The sequence below is a fragment of the Rubellimicrobium sp. CFH 75288 genome, from assembly GCF_009904055.1.
GTDB lineage: Bacteria > Pseudomonadota > Alphaproteobacteria > Rhodobacterales > Rhodobacteraceae > Rubellimicrobium.
This window is the reverse complement of the sequence record NZ_WYDP01000006.1, coordinates 14,206-35,695: the sequence shown is the minus strand read 5'-3', so window position 1 is coordinate 35,695 and position 21,490 is coordinate 14,206. Positions and strand designations below refer to the sequence as shown.

The window sequence follows — 21,490 nt, the reverse complement described above, 5'->3', positions numbered from 1 at the left end:
CTGCTGCCAATCCCGTTTTCCGCATCTCGGTCCGGTGCTTCCGCATGGGGCCCGATCGGGACCGGAATGCCCGCGGCCGCTGCGCCTCGCGCCGTCCGTTCCGTCGGGCTCCACGGCCGGGCCGAGCGCTTGACCGGCCGGACTTGTCGTGCGGCCCGCCCCGATCACCTTTGCATTCATGATCGAGTGGTGCGACGAAGGCATCGTTCTGGACGTGCGGCCGCACGGAGAGACGGCCGTCGTCCTGGATGCCTTCACCGCCGAGCGGGGCCGCCATGCCGGTCTCGTTCCGGGCGGCATCTCGCGGCGGATGCGGCCCTTCCTCCAACCGGGGACGCTGGTCCAGCTTGTCTGGCGCGCCCGCCTCGACGAACAGCTCGGCCGCTTTGCCGCCGAGCCGGTCCGCAACCGCGCCGCGTCGCTTCTGGGCGATCCCCTGGCCCTCGCGGCGCTGTCCGCGGTCACCGCCCTTCTGGCGACTGTCCTGCCGGATCGTGCGCCGCATCCCGGGCTCTATGCGCGGACCGACGCGCTGCTCGACCTGCTCGCCTCGGCCGAGCGGACGCTCTGGCCGCTCGCCTATCTGCGGTGGGAACAGGCCTTGCTCGACGAGCTGGGCTTTGGCCTCGACCTGGGGACCTGCGCGGTGACGGGGCGATCGGATGACCTCGGCTTTGTTTCGCCCCGGACGGGCCGCGCCGTCTCGCGCGAGGCCGCAGTGCCCTGGGCAGCGCGGCTTCTGCCGCTGCCTCCGGTCCTGCGCGGCGAAGGCGAGGCCGACACCGCGGACCTTCTTGCGGCGCTTGCCGTCACCGGCCATTTCGTTGCCGCCCGCCTCGTGCCCGAAGGACGGAGCCTGCCGCCCGCCCGCTCGCGCTTGCTGGACCTTCTCGCCCGCGAAGGCTGATCCCCGCCGAGTCCGCCGCCGCGCACCGAAACCGCCCTGCCCATGTCGCGCGGGGGGCAGACGCCTCGCCTTGCGGGGCGCAGAGCAGGGGCCGGTTCCGTGTCGTTCCGGTGCTCCGATGGCCTCCCTTCCGACCCTGCCGCTTCCGGGCTTGACCGCCCGCGGCACCGTGCGTTCCGCACCCGGCACAAGAGACTTCGCGCTTCTCTTCGGTCTTGAATCCGCCGTCCGCGGCACGCTCCTTTCGGCGGTGCCCCTTCTGATGCTGCGGCTGTGGGAGACGGGAACGGCCGTATCGGCGATCTATCTGGGTGTCGGAATCCTGTCGCTGACGGCGGGGTTCCTGACGCCGGCACTGGCCGCCCGGATCGGGCGGCGCCGAGTCACGCTCGGTGCGGCCGGGGCCTACCTGCTGGGTATGGTCCTTCTGGTCGCGGGTCACCCCATGACCGCCGTGGCCGCATTGCTCGTCAACGCCTGCGCCACGGCGGCGCTCTGGGTCTGCCTCTCGGCCTACGTGCTCGACGGCGTCCCGCGCGAGGCGCTTGGCCGCGCCGAATCCCAGCGGCTGCTCTACTCGGCCGCGGCCTGGACGCTGGGCCCCGTCACGGGGGTGATGCTGCTGGACTGGTGGCAGCCGGCGCCGTTCCTTCTGGCCGGAGCATTCGCGGCCCTTCTTGTGGCGGCATTCCTCCGGCTCGATCCCGGCGAGGGGAGGGGACGTGCCCAGCCGGCCGGTTTCGCGCCCGACTATCTCCGCCGCTTCCTGCGACAGCCGCGGCTGGTGGCGGGATGGACCTTTGCCACCATCCGGTCGGCGGGCTGGTGGATCTACATCGTCTATTTGCCCCTCTTCTGCCGCGAGGCCGGACTGGACGAGCGCCTCGGAGGTGCGGCCGTGTCGCTCTCGAGCCTGCTTCTCTTTGCCACACCCCTGCTGCTGCGCCTCATGCGACGCCTGACCGTCCGGGGGGCGGTGCGGGGTGCCTTCGGCCTCTGCGCTGCGCTGTTCCTGGGCGCCTTCGTGCTTTCGCCCTGGCCGTGGGCCACGCTTCTTTGCCTGGTGCTGGCGTCGGGGGCGCTGGTGATGCTCGATGTCTGCGGCTCGCTGCCCTTCCTGATGGCCGTGCGTCCGGGCGAGCGGACGGAGATGGCCGCCGTCTATGCCAGCTTCCGTGACGTGTCGGGCATCGTCACGCCGGCCATCGGCGGGCTCGTCCTTCTGGCGCTGCCCGTCGCGGCGACGTTCGCGGCGGCCGGCCTCGCCATGGCCGGAGCCTGGGCGCTGGCCGCAACCGTCCATCCCCGGCTGGGCGAGCGGCGCTCCGCTCCGGCCTGAGCGCTCAGGCCAGTCCGCGGGCGATCAGGCTCTCGGCCGAGGCGAGCAGCGCCTCGCGCGGGGGGATCAGGTCGCGCCCCAGAAGGCGCCGGGCCCGCTCGGGCGACAGGTCCTGCGACCAGCCCAGCCGGGGCGCGACCGTCCGCAGGTCCGGCATGATCCGCCCGAGGAGGCGCACGGCCCAGTCGGGCGCCTCGCGCCGGGCGATGCGGCGGCCCGTCGCCTCGCGCAGCACGGCCGCCATCTCGGCAAAGCCGAGCGATCCCGCCACCGCCGGCACACGCTCGCCCCCCGCCTCGGTCAGCGCGCGCCGGTGCAGTGCCGCCACGTCGCGCACGTCCACCGTGTCGAAGCGGATGCGCGGCAGGGCCGGATCGCGCGCCGCCAGCAGCCTCTGAACCACGCCGAGCGAACTGCCCGGATCGTCCCCGAGGAGCGGGCCCAGCACGAAGCCGGGATTGATCGACACGAGATCCCCTCGCCGTCCTGCACGCTCCGCGATCGCCCATGCCTCCCGCTCGGCCAGCGTCTTGGAGCGGTCGTAGGGAGAGGCTGCGGGCGAATCCGGGTCCGTCCAGCTCTCGGGACCGAAGGGGCCGGGGGTGCCGGGCGTCCCCATCGCCACGACGGAGGAGGTCAGGACGACCCGCTCCACCCCGGCCGCGAAGGCCGCCTCCAGCGCGCGGCGCGTCCCCTCCACGGCCGGGCGGATCACCCGGTCGGGGTCGCGCGGCGGCGCGAGCGGAAAGGGCGAGGCGACGTGGATCAGCGCCCGCGCGCCCCGCATCGCCTCGGCCCAGCCCTCGTCGCGCAGCAGGTCGGCCTGGACGAAGTCCAAACGCCCCTCGGCCCCCAGCGGCCCCAGCGCGGCGCGCACCCTCCCCTCGCGCGCGGGGTCGCGCAGCGTGCCGCGCACGGCGTGGCCAGCCTCCAGAAGCTCGCGGATCACGTGCAGCGCGATGAACCCGCTCGCCCCTGTCACGACGATCGGGGAACCGGTCGAGCCCTCCATGGCAGCCTCCCTCAGCGATGGGCGCCTGGAACCCAGAGCACGTCGGCGCGCCCCTCGTCGTTCTCGAGCCGCGCTGCGACGAAGAGCCAGTCGGACAAGCGGTTGAGATACCGCAGCGCAGGACCCCCCACCGGCTCGCGCTCCGCCAGCGCGGCGGCCAGACGCTCGGCCCGTCGCACCACGGTCCGCGCGAGGTGCAGATGCGCCGCCGCCGCGCCGCCCCCCGGCAGCACGAAGCTGCGCAGGGGTTCCAGCCGCGCGGTGGCCGCGTCGATGGCGCGCTCGAGCCGCTCCACCTGCGCCTCGCTCACCCGCAGCGCCTCGCCCCCGGTGCCGGGACGGCACAGGTCCGCGCCGAGGTCGAACAGGTCGTTCTGGATGCGCCCCAGCTCCTCGGCCACCTCTCCTCGGGCGTGCAGGCGCGCGAGGCCGAGGCAGGCATTGGCCTCGTCCACGGTGCCGTAACACTCCACTCGCAGCGCGTGCTTGGCCACGCGCGTGCCGTCGCCCAGCGAGGTCTCGCCCCCGTCGCCGGTGCGGGTGTAGATGCGGCTCAGAACGACCATGCGCGAAGCTCCCCTGCCGGGGAGGTCAGGTGGCACCCCGGCTTCTCAGCCAGACATAGAGCACGATCAGCGCCACAGCGACCCCCTGGGCGTAGATGCGCCAGCGCATCAGGCGGTTCGCATGGCGCCGGTTGAACTCGCCACCCCGTCCGAACGAGCCGATCCCGACCAGCAGGATGGCGGCCACGACCAGCACCGCGAAGACCAGCAGCAGAAAGAAGGGGTCCCGGAAGTCCATGACGGCTCCTTGCATGTCGGCCACGGTGTAGCGGACCGACCCGAAAAGGAAAGGGGTCCTTGCCGCCGCAGCCGCTGTCGCGCCTCAGGCGCGCGGATGGGCGCGGGCGTGAACCTCGACCAGCCGGGCGGCATCCACCGCCGTGTAGCCTTGGGTGGTCGAGAGCGAGGCATGCCCGAGAAGGTCCTGGATCGCCCGGAGATCACCCCCCGCGGCGAGCAGATGGGTCGCGAAGGAGTGACGCAACGCATGGGGTGTCGCCGTCGCCGGCAGGCCGAGACGCGCCCGAACCCGCTCCATGGCGCGCTGGACAATGCGCGCCGACAGGGGACCGCCGCGCGCGCCTCGGAAGAGCGGCGCGTTCCGGTCCAGCGGAAAGGGACAGAGCCGTGCATAGAGGGCCACCGCTGCCCGCGCGGCCGGCAGGACCGGAACCAGCCGCTCCTTGCCGCCCTTGCCCGTGATGCGCAGCGTCTCGGGCAGATCCGCCTCGCGTCCGGTGAGGCTCAGGGCCTCGCCGATCCGCAATCCCAGACCGTAGAGCAGCGTCGCGACCGCCGCATCGCGCGCGGCGATCCAGGGCTCTGCGGCCTGCTCGGCCATCGCGTCGATCGTGCCGCGCGCAGCCTCGGTGTCGAGCGGCCGGGGCAGGCGCGGCTTCGGGCGGGGTCCGCGCGCCGACAAAGCTGCCGTGGCCTCGAACCCCTCGCGTTCGCCCAGCCATCGGCAGAAGCCGCGAACCGCCGAGAGCCGGCGCGACAGCGACCGGGCGCCCAGACCCCGCGCCCGCTCGGCGGCCATGAAGGCGCGCAGGTCCGACATCTCGAGCGCCGCAACCTGCGCGATCCCTCCTGCGCCGCCGCGATGACCCGCCAGAAAGCCCAGAAAGGCGCTCACATCCGCCGCATAGGCCGATCGGGTCCGCACCGACAGGCCGCGCCGGGCCCCTCCCTGCGCCAGCCACTCGGCCAGCGCCTCCTGCAGGGCGGCCGAGGGAAGGGTCCGATCGGTCATCGGCGCGCCTCAGCCGAGCCAGCGGCGAAGCGTCCGCTCGAAGACCCCGGCAAAGAAACCCAGAAGGTCCGTCCCCTGCTGCGGCGAGAAGTGGTGCGGATCCTCGGACCCGAGCACCAGCATCGCGGGCCGGACGCCCTCGCCGAGATCGAGCCGCAGGCAAGCCTCCGAGCGGATGTCCGCCGCACGCTCCCCGTGGACGCGGCCGTCCTCCGGGCGGATCTGGCGCAGCGTCACGGACCTGATCGGGCCGGTCCGACCCATGCGCAGATAGGCCTCGACAAAGCCGGGCTCCTCCACCGCGAGCACCCCCCCCGTGCGTTCGGGCGGGGGCGCTTCCGCCGCCTGCGCGGATTCGAGCACGAGGCGCAGCGACTCCACGCGCAGGATCGCGGCCACGTCGCCGCCCAGATCCTGCAGGAACTCCCCGAAGGTGGCGGGCTCGAGCAGGCGCAGGACCGCGCGATGGATCTGGTTGGTACCCGCCAGGTTTTCGTAGGCGGCTGCGATCACCGAGCGATGGGTGTCCTCCAGCCGGTCGAGCCGCGCCTCGAGGCGCGACATCGCCAGACCCCGCAGATCCACCACGTTGGGGCCCATCGCACGGTCGTTGGCCGCCACCAGCGCCCGCATCAGCTCGGAATCGTCGAGCAGAAGGGCGGGATCGCGCAGGATCGCCTGTCGAAGCGCCTCCCGGAAGGCTTCGTCGTCATCGGGCCGGGGGCGTGAAGACATGGCGTCTCTCCGGTCTGGCATCGGTCCGGGCCACACCCTAGCAGGCCCGCACCACGCTGACAGGGGGCGCAAGGGTGGACCCCGCAGGGAACCGCAGGCTCGTGGCGTCTCCGCCGCGCCCGGGGGGCTTGCATCGCGTCCGGCCTTGGAACATAACGCGAACCACAGGAGCCTGCCGATGCCCAGATCCCGCAAGGCCCGACGTGCGTCCGGTCCGCTCCCCGAAGCGGATGCGGAGGGCGATCCGTTCGGCCTCGATCTGCCTGGCGAGGTCGAGCCGGAGCGGGGAGGGCAGGCTGCGTCGGCCGAGGGCGGATCTCGGGCTTCCGCGCCCCCGGCCTGGCGCATGGTGCCGCCGCCGGAGGAAGGACGCTTCGCGCCGGGGGAGCGGGTGGGGGTGCTGCCCCTGGGCGCGCTCGACCGCCTGCTGGACTATGCCGCACCCGAAGGCGGCGTGTCCCCCGGCGCCTTCGTGGAGGTGCCGCTGGGCCCGCGCCGGATCGTGGGCGTGGTCTGGGGGCGCGGCACCGGAGAGGTTCCGGCCCACCGTCTGCGCGCGATCGGCCGCGTTCTCGACGCCCCGCCCCTGCGTGCGCCGTTCCGCGAGTTCCTGGGCCGGGCAGCCGACTACACGCTGACGCCGCTGCCGGCGATGGTACGCCTCGCCACCCGCGCGCCCGGCCTGACGGAGGGGCCCGCGACCCGGCACGTCTATCGCCTGGGTCCCGCCGAGCCGCCGCGCATGACCGAGGCGCGGGCCCGCGTCCTGCGGGTGCTGCGCGCGCATCCGGGCCTCGCCTTCACCCTCTCGGAACTGGCCCAGGCGGCCGGGGTCGGCACGTCCGTCGTGCGCGGCCTCGTGGAGGCGGGCGCCGTCGAGGAGGCCGAGGCCCCGCGCGACCAGCCCTATCCCCCGCTCGACCTGTCCGGCTCCGGCGTCGCGCTCACCCCGGACCAGATGCTCGCCGCGGCGTCGCTGCGCATCGCGGTGGAGGGGCGCGCCTATGGCACCACGCTGCTGCGCGGCGTCACGGGATCGGGCAAGACGGAGGTCTATCTCGAGGCGGTGGCCGAGACGCTTCGCCAGGGCCGCCAGGCGCTGGTCCTGCTGCCCGAGATCGCGCTGACGGGGGCCTTTCTCCAGCGTGTGGAGGCCCGGTTCGGGGCGCCCGCGGCGGAGTGGCATTCCGGCATCACCCAGAGCGAGCGCCGACGCCTCTGGCGCCAGGCGGCCGAGGGGGGCGCGAGCCTCGTGGTCGGCGCGCGCTCGGCGCTGTTCCTGCCCTTCCGCGACCTCGGCCTGATCGTCGTGGACGAGGAGCATGACGGCTCCTACAAGCAGGAAGACGGGGTCCTCTACAATGCCCGCGACATGGCGGTGCTGCGCGCCGCCACGGAGGGGGCGCAGGTCATCCTCGCCTCCGCCACCCCCTGCCTCGAGACCTGGTGGAACGCCGAGACGGGCAAGTACGCGCGCCTGATGCTGCCCGCGCGCGTGGGCCTTGCCGTCCTGCCCAGGGTGACGGCGATCGACATGCGCCTCGAGGAGCTCGCGCGCGGCAACTGGGTCTCGCCCACCCTCGCCGCGGCCGTGGCCCGGAGGCTCGAGCGCGGGGAGCAGTCGCTTCTGTTCCTCAACCGGCGCGGCTACGCCCCCGTGACGCTCTGCCGCGCCTGCGGCCACCAGATCGGCTGCCCCCATTGCGACGCCCGCCTCGTCGAGCACCGCTTCCAGCGCCGCCTCCAGTGCCACCAGTGCGGCGAGACCCAGCCCATCCCGCTCGCCTGTCCCGAATGCGGCGCCGAGGGGCGGCTGTCGCCCGTGGGCCCCGGCGTGGAACGTCTGGCCGAGGAGGTGGCCTCGCTCTTTCCGGCCGCGCGCACGGCGGTGCTGAGCTCTGATCTCTACGGCTCGGCGCGTTCGCTCAAGGAGGCCATCGAGCAGATCGCCGAAGGGGCGGCCGACATCGTGATCGGAACCCAGCTCGTGGCCAAGGGACACAACTTCCCCAGGCTGACGCTGGCCGGCGTGGTGGACGCCGATCTCGGCCTCTATGGCTCCGACCTGCGGGCGGCCGAGCGGACCTTTGCCCTCCTGCGCCAGGTCTCGGGGCGGGCAGGCCGCGCGGACAGTCCCGGCGAGGCGCTGCTCCAGACCTACCAGCCCCACCACCCCGTCATCGAGGCCATCCTGCGGGGCGACGACGAAGGCTTCTGGCGGGCCGAGGCCGAGGGGCGGCGCATGGCCGGCATGCCCCCTTTCTCGCGGCTCGTGGCGCTGATCCTGTCCTCGGAGAGTGCCCAGGCCGCGATGGATGCGGCGACGCGTCTGGCGCGCGAGGCCGAGCCCCTGCGCCGTATCGGCGCCGAGGTCTGGGGCCCCGCGCCTGCCCCGATCGCCCGCATCCGCGGCCGCCACCGCGTCCGCCTGCTGGTGCGCGCCCCCCGCGCCGCGCCCGTCCAGGCCGCCGTGGCCGAGTGGATCGCCCCCGTCCGCACCGGCGGGCGCGACGACCTGCGCCTGACCGTGGACGTGGACCCGCAAAGCTTTCTGTGAGCGCCTCCCAAGCCGGAAGCGGGACGCCTATATCCGCCCCATCCCCCCGACAGGAGACGACGCATGTTCTCGCTCTTTGCCGACAAGTCCCGCATGGTCACCCCCGAGGAGGCGCTGCCCGGCCGCGACCGGCCCATCCCCACCGCCACGACCCATGCCGTCCTCGGCACCCCCCTCTCCCTCGACGTGCCGGAGGGGCTGGAGGAGGCGGTGTTCGGCATGGGCTGCTTCTGGGGGGTGGAGCGGATGTTCTGGCGCCTGCCGGGGGTTCGGGCCACCATGGCGGGTTATGCCGGCGGCTTCACCCCCAACCCCACCTACGAGGAGGTCTGTACCGGCCGGACGGGTCATGCGGAGGTCGTCCGGGTGCTGTTCGACCCGCGCGCGATCACCTACGAGGAACTCTTGCGCGTCTTCTGGGAAGGCCACGACCCGACCCAAGGGATGCGCCAGGGCAACGACCGCGGCACCCAGTACCGCTCGGCCATCTTCTACGCCTCGGAAGCGCAGCGCGAGGCGGCAGAGCGGACGCGCGACGCCTACGAGCCGCGGCTTCGCGCAGCCGGCTACGGGCCCATCACCACCGAGATCGCCCCGCTTGGTCCCTTCTACATGGCCGAAGACTATCACCAGCAGTATCTGCACAAGAATCCGGGCGGGTATTGCGGCGTCGGCGGCACGGGGGTCGCCTGCCCGGTGGGTGTCGGGATCGCGGCCGCCCGTTGACGCGGCCCAGCGGCACGCCTAGGCGGCAGGGCATGATGTTCTCCGCCCTCACCACGCTGCCGGGCCAGGCGGCCGCCGAGCGCCTTGCCGCCGCCCTCGAGGCGCTCGGACCCTTCGCGATCGGTCATTTCGAGATCGAGGACGGCTCGGGCCGGTTCGAGGTCGGCGCCCATTTCGTCGATCGTCCCGACGAGGTCGCGCTGGCGCTGCTGGCCGCCGCGCATGGGGCGAGGCCCTTTGCCGTCTCGGAGGTGCCGGACGTCGACTGGGTCGCCCATGTCCGGCGCGAACTGCCCCCCGTCGAGGCGGGGCGGTTCTTTCTCTACGGCTCGCACGATGCCCATCGCGTCCCCGAGGACCGGATCGCTCTGCTGATCGAGGCGTCGGTCGCCTTCGGCACGGGGCATCACGGCACCACGCTGGGCTGTCTGCGGGCGCTCGACCAGTTCGCGGAGCAGAGCAGTGCCCCCCGCGCGATTGCGGACGTCGGGACGGGCACGGCCGTGCTGGCCATGGCTGCCGCGCGCCTCTGGCCCGAGGCCCGGATCGTCGCCTCCGACATCGACCCGGTGGCGATCGAGACGGCGCGGGCGAACCTGCAGGCCAACGGGCTCGAAGATCGGGTGGAGACGGTGACGGCCGCGGGCTTCGACCATCCGTCGCTGGCAGGTCCGTTCGATCTGGTGCTCGCCAACATCCTCAAGGGGCCGCTGATCGATCTCGCCCCCGCCGTGGCGGCGGCCTGTGCCCCCGGTGGACACGTGATTCTCTCGGGTCTGCTGCGCGAACAGGCCCCTGCCGTCCTGGCCGCCTATGCGCGAATGGGGATCAATCATCTCGCCGCAGAGGAGATTGGCGACTGGGCGACGCTGGTTCTGGGCAGAAACGGCGAAAACGGGGCGTTTTCGGGTCTGGCGCCTTGATCTTGCCCGATTTCGGCTTCACCTTGGCCACGAAAGCAGGGTGGGGGCTCTGCTTGGAAGGACCGCACCCATGGCCGAAGCCAGCTTCGACCGCCGCATCCAGTCCCTTGTGCGCAAGCATGCGCGCATGACGGACGGCATCCGCTACCGGATCGACCAGACGGGCCTGATCACGGCCCATCCACGCCGGCGCCTGGCCCCGCCCTTCCCGTGGCGCAGCCTCGCTGCCCTGGTTTTCCTGGCATGGGGCTTCAAGGTCGCGCTGTTCGCCCTTCTGGGCGCAGAGACCTACGCGGCGCGGCTGGCCGTGCTCGAGGGCGGCAGCCTGCTCGAGCGCGCGGGTGCCTGGGTCATGACCGCCGACGCGGCCACCCGGCTGGCAGCGACGGTGGCGGCCGATCTCGCCCGGATGGCCGGCTTCTGAGCCGTTAACGCCAAGGGCCGCCCGGAGGCGGCCCGCATCGTGTCTTCCAGGCGGAAGCCGGTTGTCAGCGCCGCCAGGTCATGGCTTCCACATCGGCGCGGGTCAGGCCGATGTCGTCGAGTTCGCGCGCCGTCAGATGGCGCAGCATCTCGCGCGTGGCGCGGGCATCGCGCCAGTCGCGCCATGCCCCGAGCAGCGCGGACAGGGGATTGCGGGGCTTGCGCACAATGGTGGTATCGAACGTCGTCATGGCCGTCGGTCCCGGATGAATCGCATGTCGGTGGATGCCCGCCAGATAAGGGGCCCTGTCCCGGACTGGCAGGGGGACGCGCCGCAACCCCGTCATGCACGCCCTGCAACGCAGGCCGGACGACCTCGGCCCTTCCTGCTGTTCCCCTTTCGTGCTAGTCCGCAGGGGGCGCTGGGAGGGGCGGGTTGCGTATCATCGGGATCGATCCGGGCCTGACCGCCACCGGCTGGGGCGTCATCGAGGTCGAAGGGCCGCGCCTGCGCCATGTCGCGCACGGCACGCTCCGGTCGGGCGAGGGGGCGCTCGCGGCGCGGCTTCTCGTTCTCTTCGAGGGGCTTCAGGCCGTGGTCGCGGCGCAGCGCCCGGACCACGCCGCGGTGGAGCAGACCTTTGTCAACAAGGATGCGGCCGGCACCCTCAAGCTGGGTCAGGCGCGGGCCGTCGCCCTCCTGGTTCCCGCGCTCGCAGGTATCCCCGTGGGCGAATATGCGGCAACGGCGGTCAAGAAGGCGGTCGTCGGCGTGGGCCACGCCCACAAGGAGCAGATCGGCCACATGGTCCGGCTCCATCTGCCCGGCGCCCTTCCCGAAGGTGCGGATGCCGCCGATGCGCTGGCCGTCGCCATCTGCCATGCCCACCATCTCCAGTCCCGCCGCCATCTGGCGGAGGCCATCGAGAGGGCCGAGGACCGGCAGATCGCGGAGCGTGCTCGCCTCGCGCAGTCCGATCTCGCCCGCATGCTGAAGGAGCGGGAGCGATGATCGGTCGCGTGGCCGGGCGGCTTCTCTTCCGGGGTGCGGATCACGTCATCGTGGAAGCAGGCGGCGTGGGTTACATCGTCCACGTCTCCGAGCGTGTTCTCGCGGCCCTGCCGCGACCGGGAGAGACGGTCGCCCTCTGGACCGACCTCCAGGTGGCCGAGGACCGCTGGACCCTCTACGGATTTCCCACCCTGGCCGAGAAGGAATGGCACCGCCTGCTGCTGACGGTGCAGGGCGTGGGGGCCAAGGTGTCCCTCTCGCTTCTGGGCGCGCTGGGGCCCGAGGCTCTGGGCCGTGCGATCGCCCTGGGCGACTGGACCGTGCTGGCCCGCGCGCGGGGAGTGGGTCCCAAGATGGCCCAGCGCATTGCCAACGAACTGCGCGATCGCGCCCCGGCCGTCATGGCCATGGCAGGGCTGGCCGGTCGCGTGGCGGACGACCTACCCTCTCCCGAGCCCGCTGGACCTGATGACACGCCTCCCCGGCAGCCGTCCGCGCCCGTGTTCCCGCGTGGCGGCGCGGACCCGGCTGCCCTGGCCCAGGCCGAGGCCCTGTCGGCCCTGGGCCATCTCGGCTATGCGCCGGCCGAGGCGATGCAGGCCGTGGCGCGGGCCGCAGAGGCGGGCCGGGACCTCGACACGCCCGGCCTGATCCGGGGGGCGCTGCGGCTTCTGGCCCCGCGGGAGTGAGATCCGGGGTGGCGAGGCATCCGGGTCGCCCCCCGCGCCCGCCCTCGCGACAGACGTTGCCGGCGCGGAACCGGGCGCCTCTGGCGGAACGGAGCGGGAACCGCTAGATCCCCTTCATGGCCGATCCCCTTCTTTCCGCCGCCACGCAGCCCGACGATGCGCCCGACAAGGCCCTGCGTCCGCAGCGCCTGGAGGAGTTCGTCGGGCAGGCCGAGGCCCGGGCCAACCTCCGCGTGTTCATCGAATCGGCCCGGATGCGCGGCGAGGCGATGGACCACACGCTGTTTCACGGCCCGCCCGGCCTCGGCAAGACGACGCTGGCGCAGATCATGGCGCGCGAGCTGGGGGTGGGCTTTCGGATGACCTCGGGGCCCGTGCTGGCCAAGGCTGGCGATCTGGCCGCGATCCTGAGCAATCTCGAGGCGCGCGACGTCCTCTTCATCGACGAGATCCATCGCCTGAGCCCCGTGGTCGAGGAGGTGCTCTATCCCGCTCTGGAGGACTTCCAGCTCGATCTCGTGATCGGCGAGGGGCCGGCGGCCCGCACCGTGCGGATCGAACTGCAGCCCTTCACCCTTGTGGGCGCGACCACCCGGCTGGGTCTTCTGACGACGCCGCTCCGCGACCGCTTCGGCATTCCTGTCCGGCTCGAGTTCTACACCGTGGAGGAACTGCAGGAGATCGTCACGCGCGCGGCGCGGCTTCTGGGTGTGGTGGCCGAGCCGGACGGCACGCGCGAGATCGCCCGTCGCGCCCGGGGCACGCCGCGGATTGCGGGGCGCCTCCTGCGCCGCGTGGCGGACTTCGCCCTTGTGGAGGGCGACGGTCGCCTGACGCGGGAGATCGCGGACCGTGCCCTGACGCGTCTCGGGGTGGACGGATCGGGTCTCGATGCCGGCGACCGGCGGTATCTCCGGCTGATCGCCGAAAGCTACATGGGCGGGCCGGTCGGCGTGGACACGCTTGCGGCCGCCCTGTCCGAGGCGCGGGATGCCATCGAGGAAGTGATCGAGCCGTTCCTGCTCCAGCAGGGCCTGATCCAGCGCACCCCCCGGGGTCGGATGCTGACGGCTTCCGCCTTCCGGCATCTGGGACTCGAGGCGCCCCGCGGTCAGACCGACCTGTTCGGGTGAGCACCCCCCCGCCGGGGCCCCTTGCCCGGTCGGGCGGATCAGGTGCGATGGTAGGGCAGGCCGGCCAGGAGGGTTGCGGCCCGGTAGATCTGCTCGGCCAGCATGGCGCGGGCCAGCATGTGCGGCCACACCATCGGCCCGAAGGACAGGACAAGGTCCGCGCGGTCGCGCAGATCGGCCCGCAGGCCGTCCGCCCCGCCGATCAGGAAGGCCGCGTCCGTCCGGCCTTCGTCGCGCCAGGCGGCCAAGCGTGCCGCAAAGTCCGGGGACGACAGGACACGCCCCCGCTCGTCCAGAGCGACGGTCAGCGCATCCGGGGGAATGGCCCGGCCCAGGGCCTCGGCTTCGGCCGCGGCGCCGGCCGCTTTCGGCTCCACCTCCCTCTCGATCAGCGGGCCGAGGCCCACGGAACGACCCGTCCGGTCGAACCGGGCCTGCCAGTCGTCGAACAGACGCCGCTCGGGCGCTCCCGCCCGCAGCCGGCCCACGGCCAGGACGTGAAGACGCAGCACGGGGCAGACGGCCCGGGCGGAATCAGGCCCGCGGCGCGCTGCCGGCCGTGCGCGCCGCCCCCGGCGGCAGCCACATCTTCTCGAGCTGGTAGAAGTCGCGCACCTCCGGCCGGAAGACGTGCACGATCACGTCGCCCGTGTCGATCAGGACCCAGTCGGCCGCCTCCTTGCCTTCCATGCGCGCCTGGATGCCCAGCGACGCCTTCAGGCTCTCGGCGAGATGCTCGGCGATGGCGGAAACCTGTCGGGTCGATCGCCCCGAAGCGATCACCATGAAGTCCCCCATCTCCGAGCGGCCGCGCAGGTCGATGGTGACGATGTCCTCGGCCTTGTCGTCCTCCAGCGAGGCCAGGACGGCAGCCAGGAGGACCTCGCTCGCGGGCTGGGCCGCTTGGGTCGGCGGGACGGCGGCCGGAGAGGCCGCGGCAGGGTCGGGTGTCAGGAGAAGATCCCTCCGATCGGGCGCCGGCAGCCCCGGCGCGGGCCGGCGTCCGTCCCGGCAGAGGCGGCCGCCTGAGCCTTAGATAGCATCGCACCCCCCTCGTCTCAAGGAAAGCCGGTGCGGCCTTGCGGGCTGGCGCTCAGACCGGCCCGGCATCGCGCATCGCCCCGCCCCGAACGGAGCAGGCGCGCTTGAACGGCCGGTCCGTGCGGTGTATGGGTCGCCTCCATGCGGCGCATCTTCGACATCGGCGACCGGGACCGGCTGCCCTGGCGGTTCGTCGGGGCGTTCCGCGGCGTGCGCGCGCATCTCTGAGCGGCCGCCCGCTTCTGCCTGACCGACCATCCCGATCTGCCGATCTTCACCGGAGCGGACCCATGTCCAGCCAGACCCCCTCCCGCCCGCGCACCCTTTACGACAAGATCTGGGACGCGCATCTCGTGGACGAGCAGCCCGACGGCACCGCGCTCCTCTACATCGACCGCCACCTCGTTCACGAGGTGACCAGCCCGCAGGCCTTCGAGGGGCTGCGGATGAGCGGCCGCACCGTGCGCGCCCCCGGCAAGACCATCGCCGTGCCCGACCACAACGTGCCCACCACCGAGGGCCGCGAGGCGCGCATCGACAACGAGGAAAGCCGCATCCAGGTCGAGGCGCTCGACCGCAACGCGCGCGAGTTCGGCATCCACTACTATCCCGTCACCGACATCCGGCAGGGGATCGTCCACATCGTCGGCCCCGAACAGGGCTGGACGCTGCCCGGCATGACGGTGGTCTGCGGCGACAGTCACACGGCCACGCACGGCGCCTTCGGCGCGCTCGCGCACGGGATCGGCACCTCCGAGGTCGAGCACGTGCTTGCCACCCAGACGCTGATCCAGAAGAAGTCCAAGAACATGAAGGTGGAGATCACCGGAAGCCTCGGCCCTGGCGTCACCGCCAAGGACGTCACGCTCTCGGTGATCGGCCATACGGGGACGGCCGGCGGCACGGGTCATGTCATCGAGTACATGGGCGAGGTCATCCGGTCGCTCTCGATGGAAGGGCGCATGACCGTCTGCAACATGGCCATCGAAGGCGGCGCGCGCGCCGGCCTGATCGCGCCCGACGACAAGACCTTCGATTATGTCCGCGGCCGTCCCCACGCCCCCAAGGGCGCGCTGTGGGAGGCCGCGCTCGCCTGGTGGCGCACGCTGCGCTCGGACGAGGGGGCGCATTGGGACAAGGTCGTGACCCTTCGCGGCGAGGACATCGCCCCCGTGGTGACCTGGGGCACCAGCCCGGAGGACGTGGTCCCGATCACCGGCCGCGTGCCCCATCCCGAGGAGTTCGAGGGCGGCAAGGTCGAGGCCGCGCGCCGCTCGCTCGAGTACATGGGACTCGAGCCCGGCACGCGGATGGAGGACATCCGCATCGACGCGGTGTTCATCGGCTCGTGCACCAACGGGCGCATCGAGGACCTGCGCGCGGCCGCGGCCGTGCTGCGCGGCCGCCGCATCGCCGAGGGGGTGCGGGGCATGGTCGTGCCCGGATCGGGCCTCGTGCGGGCGCAGGCCGAGGAGGAGGGTCTCGACCGCATCTTCAAGGAGGCGGGCTTCGAGTGGCGCCTCGCAGGCTGCTCCATGTGCCTGGCCATGAACCCCGACCAGCTCCGCCCCGGCGAGCGCTGCGCCTCGACCTCCAACCGCAACTTCGAGGGCCGGCAGGGCCGCGGCGGCCGCACCCACCTCATGAGCCCGGCCATGGCCGCGGCGGCGGCGGTTACGGGCCGGCTTGCCGATGTCCGCCACGTGGCACGCGACGCGGTTCCGGCCTGAGGGAGAGCCATGCAGAAGTTCGTCCGCCATTCCGGCATCGCCGCGCCCATGCCGCTCGTCAACATCGACACGGACATGATCATCCCCAAGCAGTTCCTGAAGACCATCAAGCGGTCGGGGCTGGGGAAGAACCTGTTCGACGAGATGCGCTACCATCCCGACGGCACGGAGAACCCCGACTTCGTGCTCAACAAGCCGGCATGGCGCGAGGCCTCGATCCTCGTGACGGGGGACAATTTCGGCTGCGGCTCCTCGCGCGAACACGCCCCTTGGGCGCTTGCTGATTTCGGCATCCGCTGCGTGATCTCCACCTCGTTTGCGGACATCTTCTTCAACAACTGCTTCAAGAACGGCATCCTGCCCGTGGTCCTGCCCGAGGCCGAGCGCGACCGCTGCCTGCGCGACGCCGAGAAGGGGTCCAACGCGCGCATGGAGGTGGACCTCGAGGAGCAGACGATCACCCTGTCGGACGGTGAGGTGATCCGCTTCGAGGTGGACCCGTTCCGCAAGCACTGCCTGCTCAACGGGCTCGACGACATCGGGCTCACGCTGGAGAAGGCTCCCGCCATCGCCGCCTTCGAACGCCGCGTCGCCGCCGAACGTCCCTGGGTCTGACGGGATCGCCGCCCGGACGCCGGGCCGCCCACGGGTGGCCGGGCGGCCGGATGGTGGCGCCGATGCCACGAGGGGCCGGAAATCGGCCCGCCCGCCGCCGCTCACGAGACTGCGAGGTTGAAGCGAAGGCGCTGCCGCGGCACGATTGGGGCGAGATTGAGGCAGGCCGTCCGATTCCCGGACGGCGCAGGGCTCCGGACGAGGGTCGGACCAACCGCCCCGGCCGAGCACATCGGGTGGTGATCGCATGGGCGTGCACGGGGGAGTGTCGCGGGCGGCAGGGGCGTGGCTTCGGGCTGCCGTCATGGCGCTGCTGGTGGCCCTGCCGCAAGGCGTTCTGGGGACGGCCACGGCGGAAGGGGCGCAGCTGGCGGCGCTGGCCGTGCTCGTGGTCGCGCTGTTCACCCTGAGCGAATATGGCGGGCGCGCCCCCTCGCTGGTCGAGTTCCGCGACGCCCCGCCCTTCAACCGCCTCCGCGCCGCCACGGCCTTTGCGTCCCTTCTGCTGATCTGCGTCATGCTGCGTCCCATGCCGCCCGACGCGACATCCGGCCTGCTGTTGCAGGTGCTGGGCGAGCGCCTGGGCCTCTGGCTCGGCTGGCCGGGCTCTCCGGTGCATCTGGCGCTGATCGCGCTCGGGTCCGAGACGGCGTCCGTGCCGGGATTGCGCGCGGCCCTCGCGGTCAGCTATGCCCTGTCGCTCGGCATGGTCGCGGTGTTCGGTCTGGTGCTGATCATGGGCGGATGGCCCCGCCCTGCGCCCTTCAACATCTGGATCAACCTGCCGCGCTTCGATCCGGCTGCAGGCGGGGATGTTCGCGGGCGCCTGATGCGCGAGGCTCATGTTAACCTCGTGTTAGGATTTCTTCTGCCATTCCTGCTGCCGGTAACGGTGATCCTCGGCGATGTCGGCAGCAGGCTGCCCTCGTCCCCGGCGGCTCTGGCCTGGATGGTGGCAGCATGGTCGCTTCTTCCGGCAAGCTTTGCGATGCGCGGGCTCGCGTTTCTCCGGCTGGCGCACATCCTGGCCGCCCAGCGCGCACGCGGCGACGGAACGCCCGGCCGTCTCCAGCCGGCCTGATCCGGGCCGCGCTCGCCCTGATCGCCCTTCTGGCCGGACTGGTCGGCGGTCCGGCCCGGGCCGAGGGCATCCGGGTCGCGACCTGGGGTGCATCCTTCACCCGCGACGGGCCCGGGCTCCTGCTGCGCGCCATCCTGCGCGGCGACGATTCGCAGGCGAACGCGGCCATCGCGGGCCTTCTCGCGCTGCGGGCGGATCTTCTTGTCCTGACGCGCGTCGACTGGGACGGCGACGGCGCCGCGCTCGCCGCCCTCGCGGACAGGCTGGAGGAGGCGGGCCTGTCCTATCCGCACCGCTTTGCGGCCCGACCCAATGCGGGGCTGACCACGGGGCTCGACCTCGACGGCGACGGCCGATCGGGTCCGCGCGATGCGCAGGGCTACGGCCGGTTTCCCGGCAGCGGCGGCCTCGCGATCCTGTCGCGCTGGCCCCTGCGCAGCATCGCCGACCTGACGCCGCTGCTCTGGCGCGATCTGCCCGGGGCCCGTCTGCCCCGGCACCCGGATGGCAGCCCCTTCCCGTCCGAGGCTGCGTGGGCAGTCCAGCGTCTCTCCAGCACCGGTCACTGGCTGGTCGAGGTGGAGGCGCCGGGCGGCTCCTTCACGATCGGGGCCTGGGCCGCCACACCCCCCGTCTTCGACGGGCCCGAGGACCGCAACGGCCTGCGCGCCGCCGACGAGGCGGCGGTCTGGCTGCGCCTCCTGGACGGCGCGCTCTCCGTTCCCCCGCCACGGGGACCCTTCGTGCTCCTGGGACTGGCCAACCTCGACCCTGCGGACGGCGAGGGGCCCGAGGGGGCGATCGCGGCGTTGCTGGGGGACGGGCGCCTGCAGGACCCGCGCCCCGCCTCGGACGGGGGGCGGCTGGCGGCCGATCCGGGGCAGGGGGGGGACCCCGCGCTCGACACCGCCGACTGGCCGGGGCCCGATGAGGGGGGGCCGGGCAACCTGCGCGTCTCCTACGTCCTCCCCTCGGCCGGATGGGCCGTGCTGGACTCGGGGGTGCTCTGGCCGCCGCCGGACGATCCCCTGGCCGAAACCGTCGCCGCCGCGGGCCCGCACCGGGCGGTCTGGGTGGACCTGGCGCCCCCCGGCCCGTCGCTTGACCCCGGCGGAGGCGGGGGCTAGCCCCGGCGCGGGCCGCCCGGCGAGCGGGGAGGGGCGGCCGCAACCCCGTCCCCGCCAGACCGGAGCGCGTGCATGGCCCCCACCCTTCTGCTTCTTCCCGGCGACGGCATCGGCCCCGAGGTCATGGCCGAGATGCGCAAGGTCGCAAGGTGGTTCGACCGTCACGGCCTGTCCTTCGAGATCGAGGAGGACCTGGTGGGCGGTTGCGCCTTCGACGCCCACGGGCAGGCCATCTCGGACGCCACGATGGAACGGGCGCTGCGCGCGGACGCGGTGCTCTTGGGCGCCGTGGGGGGGCCGAAATGGGACGGCGTGCCCTACGAGGTGCGCCCCGAGGCGGGCCTTCTGCGGCTGCGCAAGGATCTGGGCCTGTTCGCCAACCTGCGCCCCGCCAAGTGCTTCGATGCGCTGGCCGACTTCTCCTCGCTCAAGCGCGAGCTGGTCGAGGGGCTCGACATCCTGATCGTCCGCGAGCTGACGGGCGGCGTCTATTTCGGCGAGCCCAAGGAGATCCGCGACCTGCCGAACGGCGAGAAGCGCGCGATCGACACGCAGGTCTACGACACCCACGAGATCGAGCGCATCGCCGCCGTGGCCTTCGAGCTCGCGCGCGTGCGGCAGGGCCGCGTCTGCTCGATGGAAAAGCGCAACGTGATGAAGTCGGGCGTCCTGTGGCACGAGGTCGTCACCCGCACCCATCGCGAGCGCTTCGCCGACGTGGAGCTGAGCCACATGCTCGCCGATGCGGGGGGCATGCAGCTCGTGCGCAATCCGCGGCAGTTCGACGTGATCGTGACCGACAACCTGTTCGGCGACATCCTGTCGGACGTGGCGGCGATGCTGACGGGATCGCTCGGGATGCTGCCCTCGGCCTCGCTCGGGGCGCCCGACCCGGAGACGGGGCGCCGCCGCGCCCTCTACGAGCCTGTCCACGGCTCGGCCCCGGACATTGCGGGGCAGGGGCGCGCCAATCCCCTCGCCGCCATCCTGAGCTTCGCCATGGCCCTGCGCTATTCCTTCGACGCGGGCGAGGCGGCCGACCGGCTCGAGCGCGCGGTGGAGCTCGTGCTGGCGGACGGTCTGCGCACGGCCGACCTGACGGGTCCCGGCGGGGGAGCCGCCATCTCGACGGCCGAGATGGGCGATGCGGTCGTGGCGGCGCTGGACCGCGCGGGCTGAGCGGCGACGTGCAAGGGCGGGCTCGCACGGGCCGGGGGCTGGGCGCGGTTGACCCGCCCGGCCCCGCCCGCTAGGCCGCGCCCGCACGACCCCCTCGGAGAGGACATCATGGGCCCCAATGCCCGCGGGGCGCTTCTGGCGCTGCTCGCCTTCGGCATCTATGCGAGCCACGACGCGGTGGTGAAGCTCCTGGGCGAGGGCTACCACGCCGTCCAGCTCCTGTTCTTCTCGGTCCTGTTCTCGTTCCCGCTCGCCACGCTGATGATGATGCGCGACCGCGAGCCCGGCACGCTGCGCCCCGTCCACCCGTGGTGGATGGCGCTGCGCACGGGGGCGGCGGTGCTGACGGGGCTGTTCGGCTTCTACGCCTTTTCCGTCCTGCCGCTGGCGCAGGTCTATGCGATCGTCTTTGCCCAGCCGCTCTTCATCACGCTTCTGGCCATTCCCGTCCTGGGCGAGACGGTACGGCTGCGCCGCGGCCTGGCGGTGGCGGTGGGGCTGCTCGGCGTGCTCGTGGTGCTCAGGCCGGGGGCGACGTCGCTGGGGCTGGGCCATCTCGCCGCTCTCGGCGCGGCGGCGATGGGGGCGCTCGCCTCCATCGTGGTGCGCCGGATCGGCGCGGACGAGCGTCCCGTGGTGCTGCTCCTCTACCCGATGCTCGGCAACGCCGTGCTGATGGGCGCGGCGCTGCCCTTCGTCTACCGGCCCATGGAGGGGGCCGATCTGGGACTCGTGGCGCTCATGTCGGCGCTGGGCTGGATGGGCGGCGTGGTCATCATCGCCGCCTACCGCGCGGGCGAGGCGATGGTGGTGGCGCCGATGCAGTATTCCCAGATCGTCTGGGCGGCGCTCTTCGGCGCCCTGCTCTTCGGCGAGCGGATCGACGCCCCCACCGCGATCGGGGCGGGAATCGTGATCGCCTCGGGCCTCTATATCGTGCTGCGCGAGGGGCGCGCCGGCGCCTCGGCCAACCGGCCGGTCCTCAACACGCGCCTGCGCCCCGAAACCGCGACCGCGCCCCGACCCTCCACGCTGCTGCGGCTCGCCGGCCTCGCACCCCGCGGGGGCGGCCGCGGGCGCTGAGCCCGGAGCGGGGGGCTTGCCTTTCCCCGGCCGGGGCGCTAGGCCGCGCGCGTCGGAGTGTAGCGCAGCCTGGTAGCGCACCTGCTTCGGGAGCAGGGGGCCGGAGGTTCGAATCCTCTCACTCCGACCATCCACAGGCCGGGCGGGATCGGGACGGACAGGCGGGGGCGCGCTCATGGCCGGGTGCCTTCGCCCGGCGGGGGGCGGTCGTCCCAGCGGTCCGACAGGATGCGGGCCGCGTCGCCCTTGGGGTCGTCGTACTGGCGGTGGCGCAGCGTCCAGACAAAGGCCGCGAGCCCCAGAAGCCCCAGCCCCAGCGAGACCGGCACGAGCAGGATCAGGACGTCCATCGCTTTCCCC

General features: G+C 72.8%; 24 protein-coding genes and 1 tRNA gene. 16 read left to right on the top strand and 9 right to left on the bottom strand.

Annotated features, from left to right (window positions below; translation table 11 throughout):
• Nucleotides 1–181: 181 nt before the first annotated feature.
• Both recO and GT358_RS07955 read left to right on the top strand, forming a co-directional pair.
• A complete protein-coding gene (gene recO, locus GT358_RS07960; protein ID WP_166582106.1) occupies nucleotides 182–907 on the top strand; it encodes a DNA repair protein RecO in 726 nt (241 codons plus the stop codon).
• A 118-nt stretch (nucleotides 908–1,025) separates the two neighbouring features.
• Nucleotides 1,026–2,246, top strand: a complete 1,221-nt coding sequence (locus GT358_RS07955; RefSeq protein WP_166582078.1) for an MFS transporter — start codon at nucleotides 1,026–1,028, stop codon at nucleotides 2,244–2,246.
• A 4-nt stretch (nucleotides 2,247–2,250) separates the two neighbouring features.
• On the opposite strand, the gene GT358_RS07950 is transcribed toward GT358_RS07955, so the two are convergent.
• The 5 genes from GT358_RS07950 to GT358_RS07930 form a co-directional block, all read right to left on the bottom strand.
• Nucleotides 2,251–3,258 carry an aldehyde reductase gene (locus tag GT358_RS07950; protein WP_166582077.1) on the bottom strand — a complete coding sequence of 336 codons (1,008 nt, stop codon included), beginning with the start codon at nucleotides 3,256–3,258 and terminating at the stop codon, nucleotides 2,251–2,253.
• A gap of 11 nt (nucleotides 3,259–3,269) precedes the next feature.
• Nucleotides 3,270–3,824, bottom strand: a complete 555-nt coding sequence (locus tag GT358_RS07945) for a cob(I)yrinic acid a,c-diamide adenosyltransferase (RefSeq protein ID WP_166582076.1) — start codon at nucleotides 3,822–3,824, stop codon at nucleotides 3,270–3,272.
• Nucleotides 3,825–3,849: 25 nt separating this feature from the next.
• A complete protein-coding gene (locus GT358_RS07940) occupies nucleotides 3,850–4,062 on the bottom strand; it encodes a twin transmembrane helix small protein (RefSeq protein WP_166582075.1) in 213 nt (70 codons plus the stop codon).
• An 84-nt stretch (nucleotides 4,063–4,146) separates the two neighbouring features.
• Entirely contained in the window at nucleotides 4,147–5,076 is a 930-nt protein-coding gene (locus GT358_RS07935; RefSeq protein WP_166582074.1) for a tyrosine recombinase XerC, read from the bottom strand.
• Between the two features lie 9 nt (nucleotides 5,077–5,085).
• Nucleotides 5,086–5,811, bottom strand: coding sequence for a DUF484 family protein (locus GT358_RS07930; RefSeq protein WP_166582073.1), 726 nt, complete (start codon nucleotides 5,809–5,811; stop codon nucleotides 5,086–5,088).
• Between the two features lie 346 nt (nucleotides 5,812–6,157).
• On the opposite strand from GT358_RS07930, the gene GT358_RS07925 reads away from it, so the two are divergent.
• The 4 genes from GT358_RS07925 (at nucleotide 6,158) to GT358_RS07910 (ending at nucleotide 10,441) form a co-directional block, all read left to right on the top strand.
• Complete coding sequence (locus tag GT358_RS07925) at nucleotides 6,158–8,368, top strand: primosomal protein N' (RefSeq protein ID WP_166582105.1); 2,211 nt, start codon at nucleotides 6,158–6,160, stop codon at nucleotides 8,366–8,368.
• A gap of 63 nt (nucleotides 8,369–8,431) precedes the next feature.
• Nucleotides 8,432–9,094 (top strand): peptide-methionine (S)-S-oxide reductase MsrA, encoded by a 663-nt coding sequence (gene msrA, locus GT358_RS07920; protein ID WP_166582072.1) that lies wholly within the window; start codon nucleotides 8,432–8,434, stop codon nucleotides 9,092–9,094.
• A 32-nt stretch (nucleotides 9,095–9,126) separates the two neighbouring features.
• Entirely contained in the window at nucleotides 9,127–10,017 is an 891-nt protein-coding gene (locus GT358_RS07915) for a 50S ribosomal protein L11 methyltransferase (RefSeq protein ID WP_166582071.1), read from the top strand.
• 70 nt (nucleotides 10,018–10,087) lie between these two features.
• Nucleotides 10,088–10,441 (top strand): hypothetical protein, encoded by a 354-nt coding sequence (locus GT358_RS07910; protein ID WP_166582070.1) that lies wholly within the window; start codon nucleotides 10,088–10,090, stop codon nucleotides 10,439–10,441.
• 64 nt (nucleotides 10,442–10,505) lie between these two features.
• On the opposite strand, the gene GT358_RS07905 is transcribed toward GT358_RS07910, so the two are convergent.
• The gene (locus tag GT358_RS07905) at nucleotides 10,506–10,691 is read right to left on the bottom strand and encodes a DUF1127 domain-containing protein (protein ID WP_166582069.1); all 186 of its coding nucleotides are present in this window, start codon (nucleotides 10,689–10,691) and stop codon (nucleotides 10,506–10,508) included.
• Between the two features lie 185 nt (nucleotides 10,692–10,876).
• On the opposite strand from GT358_RS07905, the gene ruvC reads away from it, so the two are divergent.
• The 3 genes from ruvC (at nucleotide 10,877) to ruvB (ending at nucleotide 13,274) form a co-directional block, all read left to right on the top strand.
• Complete coding sequence (ruvC, locus tag GT358_RS07900; protein ID WP_166582068.1) at nucleotides 10,877–11,452, top strand: crossover junction endodeoxyribonuclease RuvC; 576 nt, start codon at nucleotides 10,877–10,879, stop codon at nucleotides 11,450–11,452.
• Nucleotides 11,449–12,141: a Holliday junction branch migration protein RuvA gene (ruvA, locus tag GT358_RS07895; protein ID WP_166582067.1), complete on the top strand. Its 693-nt coding sequence runs from the start codon at nucleotides 11,449–11,451 to the stop codon at nucleotides 12,139–12,141. The genes ruvC and ruvA overlap by 4 nt, the downstream gene beginning before the upstream one ends.
• A gap of 116 nt (nucleotides 12,142–12,257) precedes the next feature.
• Nucleotides 12,258–13,274 (top strand): Holliday junction branch migration DNA helicase RuvB, encoded by a 1,017-nt coding sequence (gene ruvB / locus GT358_RS07890; RefSeq protein ID WP_166582066.1) that lies wholly within the window; start codon nucleotides 12,258–12,260, stop codon nucleotides 13,272–13,274.
• A 38-nt stretch (nucleotides 13,275–13,312) separates the two neighbouring features.
• On the opposite strand, the gene rlmH is transcribed toward ruvB, so the two are convergent.
• Both rlmH and rsfS read right to left on the bottom strand, forming a co-directional pair.
• Nucleotides 13,313–13,783, bottom strand: coding sequence for a 23S rRNA (pseudouridine(1915)-N(3))-methyltransferase RlmH (gene rlmH, locus GT358_RS07885; RefSeq protein ID WP_166582104.1), 471 nt, complete (start codon nucleotides 13,781–13,783; stop codon nucleotides 13,313–13,315).
• A gap of 25 nt (nucleotides 13,784–13,808) precedes the next feature.
• Nucleotides 13,809–14,228, bottom strand: a complete 420-nt coding sequence (rsfS, locus tag GT358_RS07880; protein ID WP_166582103.1) for a ribosome silencing factor — start codon at nucleotides 14,226–14,228, stop codon at nucleotides 13,809–13,811.
• Between the two features lie 377 nt (nucleotides 14,229–14,605).
• Between rsfS and leuC the strand changes: the two genes are divergently transcribed.
• The 7 genes from leuC to GT358_RS07850 all read left to right on the top strand — a co-directional run bounded on the left by leuC (nucleotide 14,606) and on the right by GT358_RS07850 (nucleotide 21,260).
• Nucleotides 14,606–16,045, top strand: coding sequence for a 3-isopropylmalate dehydratase large subunit (leuC, locus tag GT358_RS07875; protein ID WP_166582065.1), 1,440 nt, complete (start codon nucleotides 14,606–14,608; stop codon nucleotides 16,043–16,045).
• 9 nt (nucleotides 16,046–16,054) lie between these two features.
• Entirely contained in the window at nucleotides 16,055–16,660 is a 606-nt protein-coding gene (gene leuD, locus GT358_RS07870; protein WP_166582064.1) for a 3-isopropylmalate dehydratase small subunit, read from the top strand.
• Nucleotides 16,661–16,907: 247 nt separating this feature from the next.
• Nucleotides 16,908–17,741, top strand: a complete 834-nt coding sequence (locus GT358_RS16655) for a hypothetical protein (protein WP_243730779.1) — start codon at nucleotides 16,908–16,910, stop codon at nucleotides 17,739–17,741.
• Nucleotides 17,738–18,868: an endonuclease/exonuclease/phosphatase family protein gene (locus GT358_RS07865; RefSeq protein WP_371416248.1), complete on the top strand. Its 1,131-nt coding sequence runs from the start codon at nucleotides 17,738–17,740 to the stop codon at nucleotides 18,866–18,868. The genes GT358_RS16655 and GT358_RS07865 overlap by 4 nt, the downstream gene beginning before the upstream one ends.
• A gap of 72 nt (nucleotides 18,869–18,940) precedes the next feature.
• Complete coding sequence (leuB, locus tag GT358_RS07860; RefSeq protein WP_166582062.1) at nucleotides 18,941–20,047, top strand: 3-isopropylmalate dehydrogenase; 1,107 nt, start codon at nucleotides 18,941–18,943, stop codon at nucleotides 20,045–20,047.
• Between the two features lie 108 nt (nucleotides 20,048–20,155).
• A complete protein-coding gene (locus tag GT358_RS07855; protein ID WP_166582061.1) occupies nucleotides 20,156–21,130 on the top strand; it encodes a DMT family transporter in 975 nt (324 codons plus the stop codon).
• A gap of 53 nt (nucleotides 21,131–21,183) precedes the next feature.
• Nucleotides 21,184–21,260: transfer RNA gene (locus GT358_RS07850), tRNA-Pro, on the top strand.
• Between the two features lie 43 nt (nucleotides 21,261–21,303).
• On the opposite strand, the gene ccoS is transcribed toward GT358_RS07850, so the two are convergent.
• On the bottom strand, nucleotides 21,304–21,480 hold the full coding sequence (gene ccoS, locus GT358_RS07845; protein WP_166582060.1) for a cbb3-type cytochrome oxidase assembly protein CcoS: 177 nt from the start codon (nucleotides 21,478–21,480) through the stop codon (nucleotides 21,304–21,306).
• Nucleotides 21,481–21,490: the final 10 nt, after the last annotated feature.